General features: G+C 63.2%; 17 protein-coding genes. 7 read left to right on the forward strand and 10 right to left on the reverse strand.

The window, feature by feature from the left end:
• Nucleotides 1-61: 61 nt before the first annotated feature.
• The 3 genes from ACZ445_RS07600 to ACZ445_RS07610 form a co-directional block, all read right to left on the reverse strand.
• Nucleotides 62-1,249: a cyanate transporter gene (locus tag ACZ445_RS07600; RefSeq protein ID WP_464708173.1), complete on the reverse strand. Its 1,188-nt coding sequence runs from the start codon at nt 1,247-1,249 to the stop codon at nt 62-64.
• A 127-nt stretch (nt 1,250-1,376) separates the two neighbouring features.
• Entirely contained in the window at nt 1,377-2,819 is a 1,443-nt protein-coding gene (locus ACZ445_RS07605) for an aldehyde dehydrogenase family protein (RefSeq protein ID WP_464708174.1), read from the reverse strand.
• The gene (locus ACZ445_RS07610; RefSeq protein ID WP_464708175.1) at nt 2,816-4,441 is read right to left on the reverse strand and encodes a 5-guanidino-2-oxopentanoate decarboxylase; all 1,626 of its coding nucleotides are present in this window, start codon (nt 4,439-4,441) and stop codon (nt 2,816-2,818) included. The genes ACZ445_RS07605 and ACZ445_RS07610 overlap by 4 nt, the downstream gene beginning before the upstream one ends.
• 111 nt (nt 4,442-4,552) lie before the next feature.
• On the opposite strand from ACZ445_RS07610, the gene ACZ445_RS07615 reads away from it, so the two are divergent.
• On the forward strand, nt 4,553-5,425 hold the full coding sequence (locus ACZ445_RS07615; RefSeq protein ID WP_310862713.1) for a LysR substrate-binding domain-containing protein: 873 nt from the start codon (nt 4,553-4,555) through the stop codon (nt 5,423-5,425).
• A gap of 103 nt (nt 5,426-5,528) precedes the next feature.
• Here ACZ445_RS07615 and ACZ445_RS07620 read toward each other — a convergent pair whose 3' ends face one another.
• Nucleotides 5,529-6,143 (reverse strand): NAD(P)-dependent oxidoreductase, encoded by a 615-nt coding sequence (locus tag ACZ445_RS07620; protein ID WP_310862714.1) that lies wholly within the window; start codon nt 6,141-6,143, stop codon nt 5,529-5,531.
• Between the two features lie 34 nt (nt 6,144-6,177).
• Complete coding sequence (locus ACZ445_RS07625; RefSeq protein WP_310862715.1) at nt 6,178-7,044, reverse strand: MBL fold metallo-hydrolase; 867 nt, start codon at nt 7,042-7,044, stop codon at nt 6,178-6,180.
• Nucleotides 7,045-7,148: 104 nt separating this feature from the next.
• On the opposite strand from ACZ445_RS07625, the gene ACZ445_RS07630 reads away from it, so the two are divergent.
• Nucleotides 7,149-8,054, forward strand: a complete 906-nt coding sequence (locus ACZ445_RS07630) for a LysR family transcriptional regulator (protein WP_058425110.1) — start codon at nt 7,149-7,151, stop codon at nt 8,052-8,054.
• A gap of 355 nt (nt 8,055-8,409) precedes the next feature.
• Nucleotides 8,410-8,586 (forward strand): hypothetical protein, encoded by a 177-nt coding sequence (locus ACZ445_RS07635; RefSeq protein ID WP_165447907.1) that lies wholly within the window; start codon nt 8,410-8,412, stop codon nt 8,584-8,586.
• Here the strand turns inward: ACZ445_RS07635 and ACZ445_RS07640 are convergent.
• Nucleotides 8,579-9,457, reverse strand: coding sequence for a helix-turn-helix domain-containing protein (locus tag ACZ445_RS07640; RefSeq protein WP_058425109.1), 879 nt, complete (start codon nt 9,455-9,457; stop codon nt 8,579-8,581). The genes ACZ445_RS07635 and ACZ445_RS07640 overlap by 8 nt on opposite strands.
• 189 nt (nt 9,458-9,646) lie before the next feature.
• On the opposite strand from ACZ445_RS07640, the gene pobA reads away from it, so the two are divergent.
• Nucleotides 9,647-10,831 (forward strand): 4-hydroxybenzoate 3-monooxygenase, encoded by a 1,185-nt coding sequence (pobA, locus tag ACZ445_RS07645; protein WP_183133294.1) that lies wholly within the window; start codon nt 9,647-9,649, stop codon nt 10,829-10,831.
• A 66-nt stretch (nt 10,832-10,897) separates the two neighbouring features.
• A complete protein-coding gene (locus tag ACZ445_RS07650) occupies nt 10,898-12,415 on the forward strand; it encodes an MDR family MFS transporter (RefSeq protein ID WP_464708176.1) in 1,518 nt (505 codons plus the stop codon).
• A 126-nt stretch (nt 12,416-12,541) separates the two neighbouring features.
• Here ACZ445_RS07650 and ACZ445_RS07655 read toward each other — a convergent pair whose 3' ends face one another.
• From ACZ445_RS07655 to ACZ445_RS07665, 3 genes are read right to left on the reverse strand one after another with little or no spacing between them, the layout of a single operon-like run.
• Complete coding sequence (locus tag ACZ445_RS07655; RefSeq protein WP_464708178.1) at nt 12,542-13,381, reverse strand: cache domain-containing protein; 840 nt, start codon at nt 13,379-13,381, stop codon at nt 12,542-12,544.
• A 54-nt stretch (nt 13,382-13,435) separates the two neighbouring features.
• Nucleotides 13,436-13,906, reverse strand: a complete 471-nt coding sequence (gene cynS / locus ACZ445_RS07660) for a cyanase (RefSeq protein WP_464708179.1) — start codon at nt 13,904-13,906, stop codon at nt 13,436-13,438.
• Nucleotides 13,907-13,933: 27 nt separating this feature from the next.
• Complete coding sequence (locus ACZ445_RS07665) at nt 13,934-14,563, reverse strand: carbonic anhydrase (RefSeq protein ID WP_058425104.1); 630 nt, start codon at nt 14,561-14,563, stop codon at nt 13,934-13,936.
• A gap of 111 nt (nt 14,564-14,674) precedes the next feature.
• Here ACZ445_RS07665 and cynR point away from each other — a divergent pair, with 111 nt between their 5' ends.
• A complete protein-coding gene (gene cynR / locus ACZ445_RS07670; RefSeq protein WP_058425103.1) occupies nt 14,675-15,541 on the forward strand; it encodes a transcriptional regulator CynR in 867 nt (288 codons plus the stop codon).
• Here the strand turns inward: cynR and ACZ445_RS07675 are convergent.
• Nucleotides 15,516-16,286 (reverse strand): transporter substrate-binding domain-containing protein, encoded by a 771-nt coding sequence (locus tag ACZ445_RS07675; protein ID WP_058425102.1) that lies wholly within the window; start codon nt 16,284-16,286, stop codon nt 15,516-15,518. The genes cynR and ACZ445_RS07675 overlap by 26 nt on opposite strands.
• 344 nt (nt 16,287-16,630) lie before the next feature.
• Between ACZ445_RS07675 and ACZ445_RS07680 the strand changes: the two genes are divergently transcribed.
• Nucleotides 16,631-18,001 (forward strand): glutamine synthetase family protein, encoded by a 1,371-nt coding sequence (locus ACZ445_RS07680; RefSeq protein WP_058425101.1) that lies wholly within the window; start codon nt 16,631-16,633, stop codon nt 17,999-18,001.
• The last annotated feature ends 94 nt before the right edge of the window (nt 18,002-18,095 follow it).

An 18,095-nucleotide genomic window follows, 5' to 3' on the forward strand; every position in this document is an offset into this window, starting at 1 on the left:
AGAAAGCTCTGTAGGGCGTTTCTATGTTTGGTGTGAGACAAATACTGTTTGCAACACGACCTCAGCGGATATGTCGTGCGTAGTGCCTTGGATTGAAGCGCGTGACGATCACCAGCATCAGCACGATCACTGCCGTCAGCGCCCACCAGGCCCATTCGAAACTGCCCAGCTGATCGCGGATCATCCCGGCGATCAGCGGCGGAAGCCCGGCGATCAGGTAGCCGATGCCCTGCACAAAGGCGGTGAGGCCACCGGCGCGGCGCGGGTTGTCCAAGTGGTCGAGGGACAGGATCAGGCTCATCGGGAACAGACCGCCGATGCCCAGGCCCAGCAGGCACGGCCACAACAGGCTCAGGTGTTGCGGGCTGAGGATCAGGCCGCAGAAACCCAGGATGATCAGCACCAGCAGCACCGCCACCACACCGCGTTTATCCTGGCGACGGTTGGCGATGGCGGGGGTGACCAGGCCGGAGACCACTTCCATGGCCGTCAAGAAGCCCAGCAGCAGGCCGGCGTTCTGCTCGCTCCAGCCTTGCTCTACGTAGTACGGTGCCAGCCACGCCAGTACGCAGGTGTATGACGCGGTGCCCAGGCCGAAAAATACTGCGAGCAACCAGGCCCGGCCATTGCCGAAAAACGACTCCTGCGGGCCCGCACCGGCTTGCGGCAACGGCGGCAGCACCGAGCGTTGCGCGTACCAGAACACCCACGCCAGCACCGCCAGCACGGCCCAGATCGCCAGGCCGATGCGCCAGCTGCCGGTCTGCACTTGCACGTACGGCGAGAACGACGCCGCCAGCGCCGCGCCGCCCATGATCGCGGTGACGTACAACCCCATGAACAGCGAAACATTGTCACTGAACCGCGACTTGATCAGCGCCGGCATCAACGCCTGGATCATCGCGATCCCCACGCCGGCCGCGATGGCGCTGACGATCAGCTCCAGCGCCGAATCGAGGAACAGCCGCGACCACGTGGCCACGCCAATCACCAACAGGGACACCACGATGCTGCGGTGCTCGCCAAAGCGTTTGGCCAGGCCCATGCCGAAAAACATCGCCAAGCCCATGGCCATCACCGGCAACATGGTCAGCAACGCCGCGCTGCTGAAACTCAGCGGCACATCGCCGCGAATCGATGACAACAACGGGCCGACCGCCGCCATTGACGGGCGCAGATTGAGGGCGACCAGCACGACGCTGATCATCAGCCAGAGGGCGGTGGTGGGTTTTGCGTGAACGGTTTCCATGGGAGGCCCTTGAGTGAACAAGGGCGAATCAGGCCATGGGCGGGAGCAGGGGGCAAATGAGAAAGTCGCTAGGTCTATCTAAAAATTGCGCTGGTCAAAATGTGAGAGGGGGCAGGCGCCTTCCACATTATATAGACCGGATCACATGCTTGATCTCCTGGAAAGCCGCCAGCCCCCACGGTCCCAGCTCGCGGCCGATGCTGCTCTGCTTGTAACCGCCCCACGCGGTCTGCGGGAAGATCACTTGCGGTGCGTTGATCCACACCAGCCCGGCCTGCAAGGCATTCGCCACACGCTCGGCGGTTTCAGCATGGCTGCTGACCACACTCGCCACCAGGCCGAAATCGCTGTCGTTGGCCAGGGCGATGGCTTCTGCCTCAGAGGTAAAACGGCGGACACACAGCACCGGGCCGAAGATCTCTTCGTTCCACAACGCGCTCTCCAGGGGTACGTCGGTGAACACCGTGGGGCGAATGAAAAAGCCCTTGGGCAAGTCCGTCGGGCGGTCACCGCCACACAGCAAGCGGGCACCGTCTTCGATGCCGCGCTGGATATGCCCCAGTACCCGCTGATATTGCATGCGGTTGATCAACGCGCCCATTTCCACGTCGTCGGCAAAGGGGTCCGCCACGCGAATGGCTTCGGCCCGTGCCTGCACCCGCACCAGGAATTCATCGGCGAGCGTGTCAGCCACCAGCACGCGACTGGTGGCTGAACACATCTGCCCGGCGTTGAAAAAACCGCCACCGCAGGCCAGTTCCACCGCCAGGTCCAGGTCGGCATCCGCCATGACCAGCAACGAAGACTTGCCGCCCAATTCCAGGCTCACCCCCTTGATGGTTTCGGCCGCGCGTTGCATCACTTGCACGCCAACGGCGTTACTGCCGGTGAAGGAGATTTTCGCCACACGACGGTCTGCCGCCAGCGGTGCGCCGACCGCCAAACCTGTGCCGCACACCAGGTTGAACACTCCGGCCGGCAAGCCGGCCTCGGCGATAATCTGCGCCAAGTGCAACTCGGCCAACGGCGTGACTTCCGAGGGCTTGAGCACCACGCAGCAGCCGGCAGCCAGGGCCGGGGCGAGTTTCCAGGCGGTGGTCACCATCGGGAAATTCCACGGCACGATCAGCCCCACCACGCCACAGGGCTCACGACGCAGGCGTGCGCTGAAGTCGGCGCTGGGCAGCGGCATCGGGTGGTCCTGAGCGGCGTCCATTTCTTCGGCAACGCTGGCGTAGTAGTCGAACGTGGCGATCACATCGTCCACATCCATCGCGGCTTCAAACAGTGGCTTGCCGTTGTTGCTCGATTGCAGGTGCATCAGCTGTTCGCGCTGCTCGCTCACGCCCTGGGCGATCTTGCGCAGCAGGGCGGCGCGATCATGGCCGGTGCTTTTCGACCAGTTGCTGAAGGCCGCGCTGGCGGCGTCGACCGCCTGGGTCACCGCTGTCGTGTCGCCGACGCTGACCTGGGCCAATACCGCCTCGGTGGCCGGGTTGATCACCTCAAGTACTGCTTGGCCGGCTCGCCACGCGCCGTCGATGTAGATCCCGTTCAACACCGCGCTCATACCGCCACCTCTTTCATCCACTCGCCCTGGTCGATTTCGATCAGCGTCGGCCCCTGGCGATCAGCGGCGCTGCGCAATGCCGTCCGCAGATGCGCGATGCCCTGGATGCTTTCAGCGGCACAGCCCAACGCCTTCGCTACGCCGATAAAGTCCGGGGTATAGATGTCCACGCCAACCGGCTCGATGGCGCGGTTGACCATGTATTTCTTGATCTCTTCATAGCCCTGGTTATTCCACAGCAGCACGATCACCAGCGTGCGCGCTTCCACGGCGCTGGCCAGTTCCGGCAGGCTGAATTGCAGGCCGCCGTCGCCGATCAGGCACACCACCGGTTGCCCGTCGCCGCGTCCCAGCCAGGCGCCGATAGCGGCGGGCAGGGCGTAGCCCAGGGTGCCGTAGCCAGTGGATGAGTTGAACCAGCGGCGCGGGTGGTCGAGGTTCAGGGTGAGGTTGCCGCTGTACACCGGTTGGGTCGAGTCGCCGACCAGCACGGCGTTGGGCAGCTCCTCCAGGACAGTGTTGAGCAACAGGGTTTGTGCGCGCGTGGCGGCGTCCCAGCCGGGGTTCAGTTCGGCCCACAGGCGCGCAACTCGCGCAGCGCCCCAGGTGCTGTTGCGGGGTGGCAATGGCTTGCTGTTGAGCGCGTTCAACAAGGCTTCGGCAGCGATCTGTGCATCGGCCACCAAGGCAACCTGCGGCGGATAGTTGCGCACGGTCTGGTCCGGGTCGATGTCGATCCGCAGCAACGCGCCGGGAATCTCGAAGCCGCCGGCGAAGGTGACGTCGTAGTCGGTTTCCGCCAGCTCCGTGCCGATGGCCAGCACCACGTCTGCTTCGGCGACCAAGGCGCGGGTGGCGAGCAGGGTCTGGGTCGAGCCGATCAACAGCGGATGGTTGCCAGGCAGCATGCCTTTGGCGTTGATCGTCAGGGCCACCGGCGCGCCGAGGGCTTCGGCCAGTTGTGTGAGTTCTGCGGCTGCATCGATGGCGCCGCCACCTGCAAGAATCAGGGGCTGCCTGGCCGCCGCGAGCAACTGGCTCATCTGCTTGACCGCCGAGGGCGCCGCACCGGGGCGCGCTACGTTGACCGGTTCACTGCCCTGCAGTGCGTCGGCGTTTTCTACCAGTACATCCAACGGGATTTCGATATGCACCGGGCGTGGTCGTCCAGCCTGGAACAACGCAAAGGCCCGCGCTAACACGCCGGGCAACTCGGCCGCCGACATCAGGGTGTGGGAGAACGCCGCCACGCCGGCGATCATCGCGCCCTGGTTCGGCAGTTCATGCAACTTGCCGCGCCCGCCGCCCAATTGACTGCGCGACTGCACGCTGGAAATCACCAGCATCGGGATCGAGTCAGCGTAGGCCTGGCCCATGGCGGTGGTGATATTGGTCATGCCGGGGCCGGTGATGATGAAACACACGCCGGGCTTGCCGCTGGTGCGCGCATAACCGTCGGCCATGAAGCCGGCGCCCTGTTCGTGGCGCGGGGTGACGTGACGGATGCTGGAACGGGCCAGGCCGCGATACAACTCCACGGTGTGTACGCCGGGGATGCCAAACACCTGGTCCACGCCATAGCCTTCCAGGAGGTTGACCAATACTTCGCCGCAGGTCGCCATAAACGTCGCTCTTGTTGTTGAGATAAGGCGTTATTGGACCGGCTGGCCGGTAGCGGCAACAATCGATAAAAAGTCATACTAGCCATGTCCTCACGTCATGGCTGCGCCCCGATGAAACGCCTCCCGCCGCTGCCCGCGTTGCACACCTTCTGGGTCACGGCCCAATGCTGCAACTTCACCCGCGCCGCCGAGCAACTGCACATCACCCAGGGGGCCGTGAGCCGGCAGGTTGCCGGGCTGGAAAGCCACCTGGGCTACGCGCTGTTCCAACGCCAGGCGCGGGGCTTGAGCCTGACCGAGGAAGGCCGCGAATGGTCGTTGCGCGCGCAGCAGGTATTTGGCCTGATCGGCGAGGCGGTGGAGCAGATCGGCAGTCGCCGCCAGGTTCTGCAGCTCAAGGCCTCCACCTGTGTGATGCGCTGGCTGTTGCCGCGCTTGATGCAGTGGCAAAAGGCGCGCCCGGACGTGCCGGTAGAACTCACCACCACCGTGGCCTACACCGTGGACTTTCGCCGCGAGCAATTCGATGCGGCAGTGATCTATGCGCCCATCGCCGAGCAGTCGACCGAAGCGCGGCATCTGTTCGATGAACAACTCACCCCGGTCTGCGCGCCCGCGCTGCTCGGTGTCCTGCACACCCCGGCAGACTTGCAGCAACAGGTGCTATTGCACCCCACGCGGGATGAACGGGATTGGGCGTTGTGGCTGAAAGCGGCGAAGACGCGCCTGGGTAACCTGAGCCAGGGGCATCATTTTGAAACGCTGGATCTGGCAATGACGGTGGCGTCGCAAGGCTCTGGCGTGGCGATTGGCGACCGTGCGTTGATTGGCGAGGATTTGAAGGCCGGGCGGTTGGCGACGCCGTTTGAGCTGCAAGTGCCGACGGGGATGGGCTATTACCTGGTGTACCCACCGGGCACCGAGCCTTCGGCGGGGCTTGAAGCCTTGATGGATTGGTTGGTCAGCCAGGCCAGAATCTCCTGACACTCACATTTCAAATGTGGGAGGGGGCTTGCCGATAGCGGTAGATCAGTCACACCTGTATTGACTGACACACTGCAATCGGGGGCAAGCCCCCTCCCACATCTCAGTAGCCGACGGTGAAGCGCTGGCGCGAGTGCTTCGGTGATTCGACTTCGTCGATCAAGGCAATGGCGTAGTCGGCAAAGCTGATCCAACTGCGACCTTCACTGCTCACCAGCAGATCGTCCTGGCCCACGCGGAATTCGCCGGTGCGCTCGGTCTCGACGAATTCTGCCGAAGGCGACAGAAAGGTCCAGTCCAGCTCTTTTTCCTGACGCAGCGTGTCGAGAAACGTTGCGCCTGCACTGGCTTCGGCTTTGTATTCAGCCGGGAAACCTTCGCTGTCGATCACCCGACCGCCGCCCGGCAGCAACAGTGAACCGGCACCGCCGACCACCAGCAAGCGTTTCACCCCGGCGTTCTTCACCGGTCCGATCACGGCGCTGGCGGGCAGGGTGGCGAAATGTGCGGCGCTGATCACCACATCGCTGCCGCTCACGGCCTGTTGCAGCGCGTCTGCATCCAGTGCATCCACCTGCTTGATGGTGACGCCAGGGCGCGCCGCCAGCGTGTCGGTGTTACGTGCAATGGCCACAACGCTATGCCCGCGACGCAGTGCTTCTTCCAGCAGTTGGCTACCGGCACGGCCGGTGGCTCCAATGATTGCGATCTTGCTCATGACGTTCTCCAGTACGGTTAAGGTTTGAAACGGTTCACCACTTCATTTCGCCCTTGGCGACTTTGGCGCTGAGTTCCAGCGAGCTTTCGTCGGCGAGGGTCGGGTAACGCTGTTTCATGGCCGCGATCAGGGCGGCGGAGTCCTTGGCCTTGGCGGTTTCGGCGTCGAAGGCCTTGATGTAGTCGGCGGTAAACTTCACCGATTGGACGGACGGCGTACCCAGGTAATGGCCCGGGATCACGGTGTGCGGTTTCAGGTCTTCAATGCGTCGCAGGGTGGCCAGCCAGTCGTTGTGGGACTGCGCGCTCTGGGTATCGGCCATCCACACATGAATGTTTTCGGCGACGACCACGCCACCGACCACGGCCTTGATGGATGGGATCCACACGAAACTGCGGTCCGGCTGCGGGCCGTCCAGGCCGATCACCTCCAGTTGCTGGCCTTCGAGGCTCAGGCTGTGGCCTTGAAGTACCTGCGGCACAATGGTTTTAGACGGCTTGTCGGCGCCCATTTTCGGGCCCCAGAACGCAAGCTTGCCGGCCACGGTGGCCTTGATGTGATCGACCACCGGTTGCGGCGCCAGCACCTTGGCGTCGGGGAAGGCGGCGGTCAGGGTGTCGAGGCCGAAGTAGTAGTCCGGGTCGCCGTGGCTGATGTAGATGGTGGTCAGGTGTTTGCCGCTGGCGCGGATCTTCTGCACCAGTTGTTCGGCCTGGCCTTTGCCGAACTGGGCGTCGACCAGGATCGCATCCTTGGCGCCGCTGACCAGCACCGAGGTGACCGGGAAGATCGCGGCGTCGCCCGGGTTGTACACATCCAGCTTCAGCTCGGCGGCGGCCGCATGGGCGGCGAAGGCCAGGGCGGCGGTGGCCAGGGTCAGGCGCTTGAGGGTTGAGAACATCGGGCAGCTCCAGCATCGGTAAAGGATGCACAGAGCTTAGTTGCACAAAACCAGACTAAAAATGCGATGCTGGGACATAGTTTGTTTCTGAAATCGGGCAAATCATGGATCGTCTCCAAGCAATGCGCGTGTTTGTCACCGTGGTGGACCTGGGCAGCCAGTCCGCTGCCGCCGATCATCTGGACCTGTCGCGCCCGGTAGTGTCGCGCTACCTGGCCGAGCTGGAAGACTGGGTCGGCGCACGCCTGCTGCACCGCACCACGCGCAAGCTCAGCCTCACGGCAGCGGGCGGTGAAACCCTGCCGCGCTGCCGACAATTGCTGGAACTGTGCTGCGATATGCAAGCCGCCGTCAGCGAGCCGGATGACGCGCCCCGTGGCCTGCTGCGCCTGAGCGTGAGCACCTCGTTCGGCCAGGCGCAATTGGCCGAGGCCATTGCCGAGTACGTCAAGCGCTACCCGCTGGTGACCGTCGACCTGCAAATGCTCGACCGTACGGTGAACCTGGTGGATGAGCGCATCGACCTGGCCATCCGCACCAGTAACGACCTGGACCCCAACCTCATCGCCCGGCGCCTGACCCTGTGCCGCTCGGTGGTGTGCGCCTCGCCGGCGTATCTGCTGGAGCATCCGGCGCCGCAGAAAGTCGAAGACCTGGCCGGGCACAACTGCCTCACCCATTCCTATTTCGGCAAGAGCCTGTGGCATTTCGAAGAGCGGGGCGAGCACGTCTCGGTGCCCATCACCGGCAACATCACGTCCAACGAGGCCAGCACCTTGTTGCGCGTGACGCTGGCCGGGGCAGGTGTGGCGATGCTGCCCACTTACCAGGCCGGCGATTACATCCGCCGTGGCGAACTGGTGCGCCTGCTGCCCGACGCCGAGCCCCGGCAGATGAACATCTATGCGGTGTACGCCTCGCGCAAGCACATGCCGTCGGCGCTGCGCAGCCTGTTGGATTTTCTGGTGCTGAGGTTTCCGGAGGAACCTGCGTGGGACGTTGGTCTGTAGGACCTGCCCTTTCAAGGCTTTGAAAAACCGGCCATACCTGGTCGATACCGTTCCATCAAGGGCGAACACTGCAACGGTGGCGAGCGGGCTTGCCCCGCGTTGGGTTGCGAAGCGACCCTGTAAGGAGCAGTGCGGTGGGTCAGGCATTCTTTGGCGCTGGTTTTGGGGCTGCTTCGCAGCCCAACGCGGGGCAAGCCCGCTCGCCACAGCGGTACTTCCAGCTCTACCTAAAGACCTTGAAAGGGCTGGGTCTGTAGGGCGACATAAACCTGTTGAATGTCGTCCAATAATGGCAACTCGCCCTGGTTGACCTATGCTTTAAACAGCACCGTTTAGATCCGCAGAGGTCTGTGCCATGAGCATTAAAACCAGAAAGTACCTGATGATTGTCACCCTGTGCGCCATCGCCAGCGCGCTTTACGGGACCGCTGCCTACCGTGTTGAACTGACCCGCATGCAGCCGACCTTTGCGATCAGCTGCCATCAGGACCAATGCGTACCCCATACCGGCAGTTTCAGTGCGCTCAGGTAACCGGCTGTTCCGCCTTGAGTTGCTCACGAAACGCCTTGGGTGAGAACCCGACCCGTCGGCGGAACAGCCGCGAGAAGTTGGTCGGGTCGGAAAAACCCAGCACTTCCGACATTTCATTGATGGTCATGCTGGTGTACGTCAGCAGGCGCTTGGCTTCCAGCAATTGACGGTCGTGCATGATCTGCAGCGCAGGCTGCCCACCCAGTTCCCGACACGTGCCGTTGAGGTGTGAGACCGAGATGCCGAGCTTGTGGGCCAAGTCCTCGATCTTCGGATGTTCGCGGTAATGCTGTTCCACCAGTTGGGTAAAGCGGCGGAAGTATTCACGCCCCCTCGGCGCCCGTGGGTGGCGTTTCTGGATGGCCTGGCGGCTGATCCACACCAACAATACGCTGACCAGCGCGTGCATCATCATGTCCCTGGCCGGTTGTGCGTCGGCGTACTCATCCTGCAAACGGGCGAACTGGCTGTTCAGGTAATCACTGTCGTTGCCCGCCGGGTAACTGCCCAGGGACTGCAGACCGTCCACCGTCGCCCCCAGTTGTGTCTGCAGGTGGCTGACCAGCGGCGCCGCAAGGGTTACCACGTAGCCTTCGACATCCTCGGGAAACCGAAAACCGTGCACGCACAGCGGCGGCAGGACTTGCAGCGTCGCTTCGTTCAGCGTGCTGCGCTGCCCTTCGATTTCCAATTGTGCCTGACCTTTGTGCACATACAGCAACTGGCACAGATCCGCGTGCCGGTGGGGCTGGATTTCCCACTGGTATTCCCGACTGCGCCGGGAAATGGTTTCGCAGTGCAACAAATCGGGCGTCGGCCATTGCTGGTGTTCCCCGTAAAGCTTGAAGACCGGAATCGCGGTTTTGGTCATGGTTTCAATCCGATACTCAGGAGAGTGGTGCGGTAATCGCCCCGATTGGCAAAAAGCGCAGGCTTTGGCTCAGTTTTCACCTTCTTATGCCGGCCACTCAAGTGAAAAATGTCAGCAACAAGACCAATGACAACTCTTTCACTCAATCCGTTCGAGTGGAACTTGCGGACCATAAAAATAATGAAAACGCTGAAAACCCAAGTCGCCATTATTGGCGCCGGTCCCTCCGGACTGTTGCTCGGCCAACTGCTGCACAACGCCGGTATCCAGACTCTGATCCTGGAGCGCCAGAGCGCCGATTACGTACAAGGCCGCATCCGTGCCGGGGTGCTGGAACAAGGCATGGTCGACCTGCTGCGGCAGGCGGGCGTCAGCCAGCGCATGGATAACGAAGGCCTGGTGCATGAGGGCTTCGAGCTGGCGCTCAATGGCCAGCTGACCCACATCGACCTCAAGGCGCTGACCGGCGGCCAGACGGTCATGATCTACGGCCAGACCGAAGTCACCCGCGACCTGATGGCCGCCCGTGCCGCCGCCGGTGCCATCACCTTGTATGAAGCCCGTGACGTGCAACCCCACGAGCTCAAAAGTGATCGACCCTGGCTGACCTTCGAGCATCACGGTGAAGCCTTTCGCCTGGAGTGCGACTACATCGCCGGTTGCGATGGTTACCACGGGGTTGCACGCCAATCGATCCCGGCCGAATCACTGAGCGTCTTCGAACGGGTCTACCCCTTCGGCTGGCTGGGTATCCTCGCCGACACGCCGCCGGTTCACCCTGAACTGGTGTACGCCAAACATCCGCGTGGCTTTGCCTTGTGCAGCATGCGATCGCCGACGCGCAGCCGTTATTACCTGCAAGTGCCGGTGGAGGAGCCGCTTGATGAGTGGTCCGATGCGCGCTTCTGGGACGAACTGAAAACCCGCCTGCCCAGCCACCTTGCAGCCGACCTGGTGACCGGCCCGTCGATCGAAAAAAGCATCGCGCCGCTGCGCAGCTTTGTGGTGGAGCCCATGCAGTACGGGCGCCTGTTTCTGCTCGGCGATGCCGCGCATATCGTGCCGCCCACCGGGGCCAAGGGCTTGAACCTGGCGGCCAGTGACGTGAGCACCCTGTATCGGATTCTGCTCAAGGTCTACGGCGAGGGGCGGGTGGATTTGCTCGAGCGCTATTCTGCGATCTGCCTGCGGCGGGTGTGGAAGGCCGAGCGCTTTTCCTGGTGGATGACCTCGATGCTGCATCAGTTTCCCGAGGCGGATGGCTTCAGCCAGCGCATCGCCGAGAGTGAGCTCGATTACTTCATCCACTCCGAGGCCGGGCGCAAGACCATCGCCGAAAATTACGTCGGGCTTCCTTACGAAGCTATCGAATAGCCTGCTATCGTATCGAGCATTCCTGCGGGCCGCCTTTTCCCGCGGGCCCTGCTCGAAGGTCTTGCCGTGACGCACCTCACTCAGCCCGTTCCGCCGCTGCCCGCTGTGCGCAGCATCCTCGCCTCACTGATGATGGCGATCTTCCTGGGGGCCTTGGACCAGACCATTGTCGCCGTGTCCATGCCCGCGATCTCCGCCCGGTTCCACGACGTCAACCTGTTGGCCTGGGTCATCTCCGGCTATATGGTGGCGATGACCGTGGCGGTGCCGATCTACGGCAAGCTTGGCGACCTGTACGGGCGGCGGCCGATGATGCTGATCGGCATGGGCCTGTTCACCCTGGCCTCGCTGTTCTGCGGCATGGCGCAAAGCATGGAGCAACTGGTGCTGGCGCGGATCCTCCAGGGCATCGGCGCCGGCGGCATGATCTCGGTGAGCCAGGCGATCATTGGCGACATCATCCCGCCCCGCGAACGCGGGCGCTACCAGGGTTATTTCAGCAGCATGTACGCGGTGGCCAGCGTGGCCGGGCCGGTGCTCGGCGGCTACATGACCGAGTACCTGTCGTGGCGTTGGGTATTTTTGATCAACCTGCCACTGGGCGCCGGCGCCTGGTACGTGGCCCATCGCACCCTGGTCGGGCTGCCGGTGCCGCAGCGCAAGCCGATCATCGATTACCTCGGCACGCTGCTGATGATCATCGGCCTGACCGCCTTGCTGCTGGGCATTACCGAAATCGGCCAGGGCCAGCATTGGCGTAGTGACTCGGTGCTGGGCTTGCTGGCGTGTGCGCTGGTGGCGTTGACGGTGTTTGTCTGGCATGAGCGGCGCGCGCGTGAGCCGCTGTTGCCGATGCATCTGTTCGCCAACCGCAGTGCGGTGTTGTGCTGGTGTACGATTTTCTTCACCAGCTTCCAGGCGATTTCACTGACGGTGCTGATGCCGTTGCGCTATCAGACGGTGACCGGCTCAGGCGCCGACAGCGCGGCCCTGCACCTGCTGCCCCTGGCGATGGGCTTGCCGATGGGCGCCTATTTTGCCGGGCGCATGACCTCGGTGACCGGCCGTTATAAACCGATGATCCTCAGTGGCGCCTTGCTGAGTCCCTTTGCGATTCTCGGCATGGCCTTGAGCGCGCCCCAGGCGGTGGGGCTGACGGCGATGTTCATGTTGCTGTGCGGGATCGCCGCTGGCATGCAATTCCCCACGTCGCTGGTGGGCACGCAGAACTCGGTGGAGCAACGCGATATCGGCGTCGCCACCAGCACCACCAACCTGTTCCGTTCCCTCGGCGGAGCAGTAGGGGTTGCGTGCATGTCTGCGTTGTTGCTGGCGCTGTTGCAGGACTCCAGCTTCGCCCACCTGGCCAGCGGCGCGCTGGTGGCCGAGGGCAGTTCCGGCAATGTGCTGCTCGACGGCCTCAACGCCGCCCCCGGCCCGGCACAGGACACCCTGCGCGGAGAACTCGCGGTGACGTTTCGGCATTTGCTGATGGTGAGTGCGGCGGTATCGCTGTTGGGCCTTGCGGCGGCAATCGCGATGCCCAACCGCGTGCTGCGCGGCCGCGAAGACAAAGCTAAGTAACGGGCACCACGATGAACTAAATGTGCGGGCTTGCTCGCGAATGCAGTGTGTCAGTCAAAGATGTTTCAACTGAAGCACCGCATTCGCGAGCAAGCCCCACACACAGTTTTGACCGCGTTTCACCCTTCAAGGGCTGTAGTAACCCACCGCTACCATGAAATGCCCGGCCTTGCGCACATACGCATGCTTGTTCTCGACCTTGTCGGTCACCGGGTTTTTCCAGCGGTATTTGTATTCGCCCTGGTCCTGCTCGGCCATCAGCTTCAGGATCGGCTCGCCCACCGGCTTGCCGTCGGGGTCCTTGATCTTGCTGAAGTCGGTGTTGATCAGGCGCAGGTTGGTGCCATGGGCCACGTAGCGCTGGGTATCGAGGTCGACCACGAACACATAGAGGTCATCCTGCAGGAAACCGCCCTGCAAGGAGTTGATGGCCTTGAGCGTGCCGGTTTCATCCTTGAGCAGTGCGTTCACTGCCTTGTTGCGCAGGGCCCGGGCCTGTTCCGGCGTGGCCCGTGGCAAGTAATAACCCACCGCGAGAATGCGCTCGCCCACGCGCTGATAAAACACATGCTTGTGCTCGACCTTGCCGTCGTTCCAGTTCTGCCAGCGGTAATCGGCCTGTTGGATGCCCTGGCCTTCCGGCACCGTGAGCGCGGCCTTGAATGACTGGCGCAAATCCGGCCCGAGCACCTCGGACACATCGCGCCCGATCAAGGCAGACGAGGGCCCGCCACTGGCCAGCAGCACGCCCTGGGTGTCGACCACGAACACATAGCGGTCGTGGTCGACGAACTCGCCCTGGCGACTGAACGCGGCAAACGCCTTGTCGCCATTGCTCTGGTAGTACGCCAAGGCTTTTTCCAGCAGCGCCTTGGCGGCCTGGGCGTCCTCATCCTGAGCCGTTGCGGCGTGCACCTGGCTGAAACACAACAGCAGCAGCCAGGTGAGTCGGAGCAGTGCCTTCATTACCGGTCCCTCGTTCTTGTTGGTGTGCCAAGAGCGTAGACGGTTGCGGGCCAGTCAGAAGGGTTTGGTCGGCAGGTACTTGCCATCCAGGGTGATCACCGCGCGGGAGCCGCCGTCCGGGTCGTCGACCTTCTTGATGTCCAGCTTGAAATTGATCGCACTGATGATGCCGTCACCGAATTGCTCGTGCACCAGCGCCTTGAGGGTCGAGCCATAGACCTGGAGCATTTCGTAGAAGCGATACATCGTCGGATCCGTCGGCACACCGCCGGGGAAGCTGCCGCGCAGGGGCACGCTTTGCAGCAGGCGGCTGGCGTCCTGGTCCAGGCCGAGTTTGTCGCACACCACGTCAGCGGCCTCCTTGGGCAACGGGTGCTGGCCGAGCAGGGCGGCGGTGACGAAGGCCAGGCTCAGGCCGGTGCCGTCGGTGAGGTCCTGCCAGGACAGATTCTTGCGCGCCTTGAGCTCGATAACGGTATCGGCCAGGGCCAGGCGTGGGGTTTGGGTGAAGTGGGATTGCAACATGGTGTGGTCCTCTGGGTTGGAATAGGGTCAGGCAGCGTGCATCTGATCCAGCAGCGACACGAAGCCACCGCTGCGTTCGTCCAGGGCGTCGATGGCGCCGGTCTCGATGTCGTATACCCAGCCATGCAGGGTCAGCCGGCCTTGCCCGAGCGCCAGGGCGACCGAAGGGTGGGTCTTGAGGTTGGCCAGTTGCGCGATCACGTTTTCGCGCACCAGCGCACTCAGGCGGGCGGCGTCCGAGGCATGCTCGCGGGCGGCGTTGATCAGCTTGGCCGACTCGGCGTGGCGCAACCAGTTGGCCACGGCCGGCAGGTGGTCCAGGCATTTGCAGGTAGAGATCGCGGTCATGGCGCCGCAGTCGGAGTGGCCGCAGATCACGATGTCGCGCACGCCCAGCACGGCCACTGCGTATTCGACCGTGGCCGACACACCGCCCGGCTCCGGGCCGTAGGACGGCACGATATTGCCGGCGTTGCGGATCACAAACAGATCGCCGGGTTCCTGCTGGGTCAGCAGTTCCGGGACCACGCGGCTGTCGGAACAGGACACGAACAACGTGCCGGGGTTCTGGGTGGTGGCCAGGTGTTTGAACAGGTCGCTGCGTTGGCCGAAGGCGTCTGACTGGAACTTGCGAAAGCCGTTGATGAGGTCTTGCATGGGGTTCTCCTTGCGTCGCTGATGGGGCAAGGATGGGAGTTTTCAGGTATAGCGTCCAAGACCGGCTTATTATGGTTTCTATAAGTCATGCCTATAGTTGGAGGCCCGCCGATGCTGTTGCGCCATATCCGATACCTGCTGGCCGTTGCCGAGCACCGCAATTTCACCCGTGCCGCCGAGGCCCTGCATGTGTCGCAGCCGACCTTGTCGCAACAGATCAAACAACTGGAGGACACCCTTGGCGCGCCGTTGCTGGACCGCTCCGGGCGCAGTGTCAGCCTCACCGATGCCGGCGCCGCCTATGTGCGCTTTGCGCGCCTGGCCTTGCAGGACCTGCAGGCGGGCACGCGGGCCATGCATGACGTGCAGGACTTGAGCCGGGGCAGCCTGCGCCTGGCAATGACCCCGACCTTCACCGCCTACCTGATCGGCCCGTTGTTGGCGCGGTTCAACGCCCTGTATCCGGGAATCACCCTGAGCGTCGAAGAGCTGACCCAGGACCGCATGGAGGCCGCGCTCACCGAGGACCTGCTGGATATCGGCATCGGTTTTACCGGCGAACATCTGCCGGATATCGAATGCGAAGGGCTGTTTGCCGAAGCGTTGAGCGTGGTGGTGGGGGCTGGCCATCCTGGGTTGGAGGACCGGCAGTGGCTGGAACAGCCGATGGTATTGCTCAACCCAGGCTTTGCGACGCGGCGCTACATCGATGGCTATTGCCGCGAGCAAGGGGTAAAGCCGTTGATTGCGATGGAGGCCAATTCCATCAGTGCCATCATCGAAATCGTGCGCAACACCCACCTGGCAACCATCCTGCCCAGTGCGATTGCCCAGGCCCAGCCGGAGTTGCGTGCGGTAGCGATCGAGCCTGCGTTACCGCAACGCACCGTGGCACTGCTCAGCCGCCGGGGCGCCTATCGCAGCGCCGCATGCCGGGCCTTTGTCGCGTTGATCAAGGCGCCGCCAGCCACTGATTAACGATGCCGTCGTACACGCCGGTGGCCACGCTCAGGTGCAGCCACTGGTCGACGTAGCTCTTCCACGCCACATCATCGCGGGGCAGCAGGAAGGCTTTCTCGCTGTATTGCATCTGCCGTTCCGGGTTGACTGCGCACAGCCCGGGCTTGAGCTTTTGCTGGTAACGCGCTTCGCTGGCGTCGGTGATCATCACGTCGGCCTTGCCGGCCAGCAGTTCGTCAAAGATGGTCACGTTGTCGTGCAAGCGGATTTGCGCCTGGCCCAGATGGGCACGGGCAAACACTTCGTTGGTGCCGCCCGCCGGTTCGATCACGCGCACATTCGGCTGGTTGATCTGCTCGACACGCTGGTAACGCTGCACGTCGGCACAGCGCACCAGGGGGATCTTGCCGTCGACGCCGAGGGCCTGGCTGAAGAAGGCTTTTTTCTGGCGCTCCAGGGAGACCGAAATGCCGCCCACGGCGATGTCGCAGCGCTGGGCGAGGAAGTCCGGCATCAGGCTTTTCCAGGTGGTGGGCACCCAGTGGATCTTGGCGTTGAGGCTCTTGGCCAGAGACTCAGCCATGGCGATGTCGATGCCTTCATAGGTGCCGTCGGCGCGCAGCGAGGTGTAGGGCTTGTAGTCACCGGTGGTGCACACGGTGAGCGTGCCGCGCTCGAGCACCTGGTCAAGGCGCGAGGGCGCGGTGTCGGCCAGGGCGCTGGTGGCCAGGCCGAGTACACACAGGGCGAAAAGAGCTTTCATGCGGTCGAGTCCTTGGGGCATGGTCGGGGCGGCCATTATTTCCAGCGTGGGGCAGGGTGGCAAGGCACGATAAATGTTTAGCGAAGTTGCAACCAAACTCCGTCAACCCTGAATTTAACCGCCCTATGCCGGCGTGTGACGCTGGCCGTTATCTCTCGCACTGTGATCCCCGCATGGACGGCTCCTCCGACACTCACCCCGCGACACTGCCGTCCGCCCTCGCGTTCTGGGCTTTGTTCCACTGCCGGCACGCCCGCCCACCAGATACCGCATTCCTACGTTGATCCATCCCCTGGATGGCGCGCACCTGTGCGCCTGCCTGCCCCCTACGTATGAGAATGCCCATGAGTGTTTTTGCCTGCCTGCAGGAAGCCCAGTCTTTCCTTGAGCAACACCCGGACATCGAGATGTTCGAGCTGTTTATCCTCGACAACAACGGTGTGCCACGCGGCAAGTTATTGCACCGCGACGAACTGCTGGCGGTTTACGAGAGCGGGCGCCCTTTGCCCAGCACCATCCTCGGCCTGACCATCAACGGCGACGACGTGGAAAACTCCGGTCTGGTCTGGGATGTGGGCGATATCGACTGCCGCGCCTACCCGATCAGCGGCAGTCTGCAGCGCATGCCGTGGCGGCTGATCCCCACCGCGGCGGTGCAAGTCAGCATGCACCCCACCGAAGGCCTGCCTGCCACGGTGGCCGACCCACGGCACCTGCTGGCCAAGGTGATCGACGGGCTCAAGGCCGACGGTTACTACCCGGTGATGGCGGCCGAGCTGGAGTTCTACCTGCTCGACCAGAAGCCCGACGCCAATGGCCGCCCGCAACCGGCATGCGATGTGGACGGCGGACGGCCGCGCTCGACCCAGGTCTATGGCCTGCGCGAGCTGGAGCAGATCGAGCCGTTCCTCGCCGACCTTTACAGTGCCTGCAAACTGCAAGGCATCCCGGCGCGCACGGCGATTTCCGAATACGCGCCCGGCCAGGTGGAAATCACCCTGGAACATCGCACCGACGCCCTGCAGGCCATGGACGAAGCGGTGCGCTACAAGCGCCTGGTCAAGGGCGTGGCGCATAAACACGGGATGACCGCCTGCTTCATGGCCAAGCCCTTTGACGATCTGGCCGGCACCGGCATGCACATGCACGTCAGCCTGGCCGATGCCGAGGGCAATAACCTGTTCGCCAGCGAGGCCACCGATGGCACGCCGCTGTTGCGCCAGGCGGTGGGCGGCATGCTCAGTACCTTGCTCGATTCATTGCTGCTGTTCTGTCCCAACGCCAATTCCTACCGGCGCTTCCAGACCAATAGCTACGCACCGCTGGCCGCCACCTGGGGCGTGGACAACCGCACCGTCAGCCTGCGGGTGCCGGGCGGGCCGGCCAAATCACGGCACATCGAACACCGCATCTGCGGCGCCGACGCCAATCCCTACCTGGCCGCTGCCGCGATCCTGGCTGGGATCCATCGCGGCATCCGCGAGCAATGCGACCCCGGCGCCCCGGTGGAAGGCAACGGTTACGCCCAGGCCAAGGAGCTGCTGCCCACCGACTGGCTCACCACCCTGCGCGCGCTGGAAGGGTCCAGTTGGGCACGCGAGGCATTTGGCAGTGAGTTTCTCGGCGTGTACCTGGCGGTAAAACGCGCCGAATACCGCCAGTTCATGGGCGAGGTAGGGGAGCAGGATTGGCGCTGGTATTTGCACCCGGCGTGATCGGTTTGACGGCAATGACGGTTTCGACCTTTTTTTCACGTTGCGCTGGTTAAGCTGCGAATCAAGGTCGTTCACTGCCGTTCCACCCATATGA

The organism is Pseudomonas allii, from assembly GCF_055380095.1.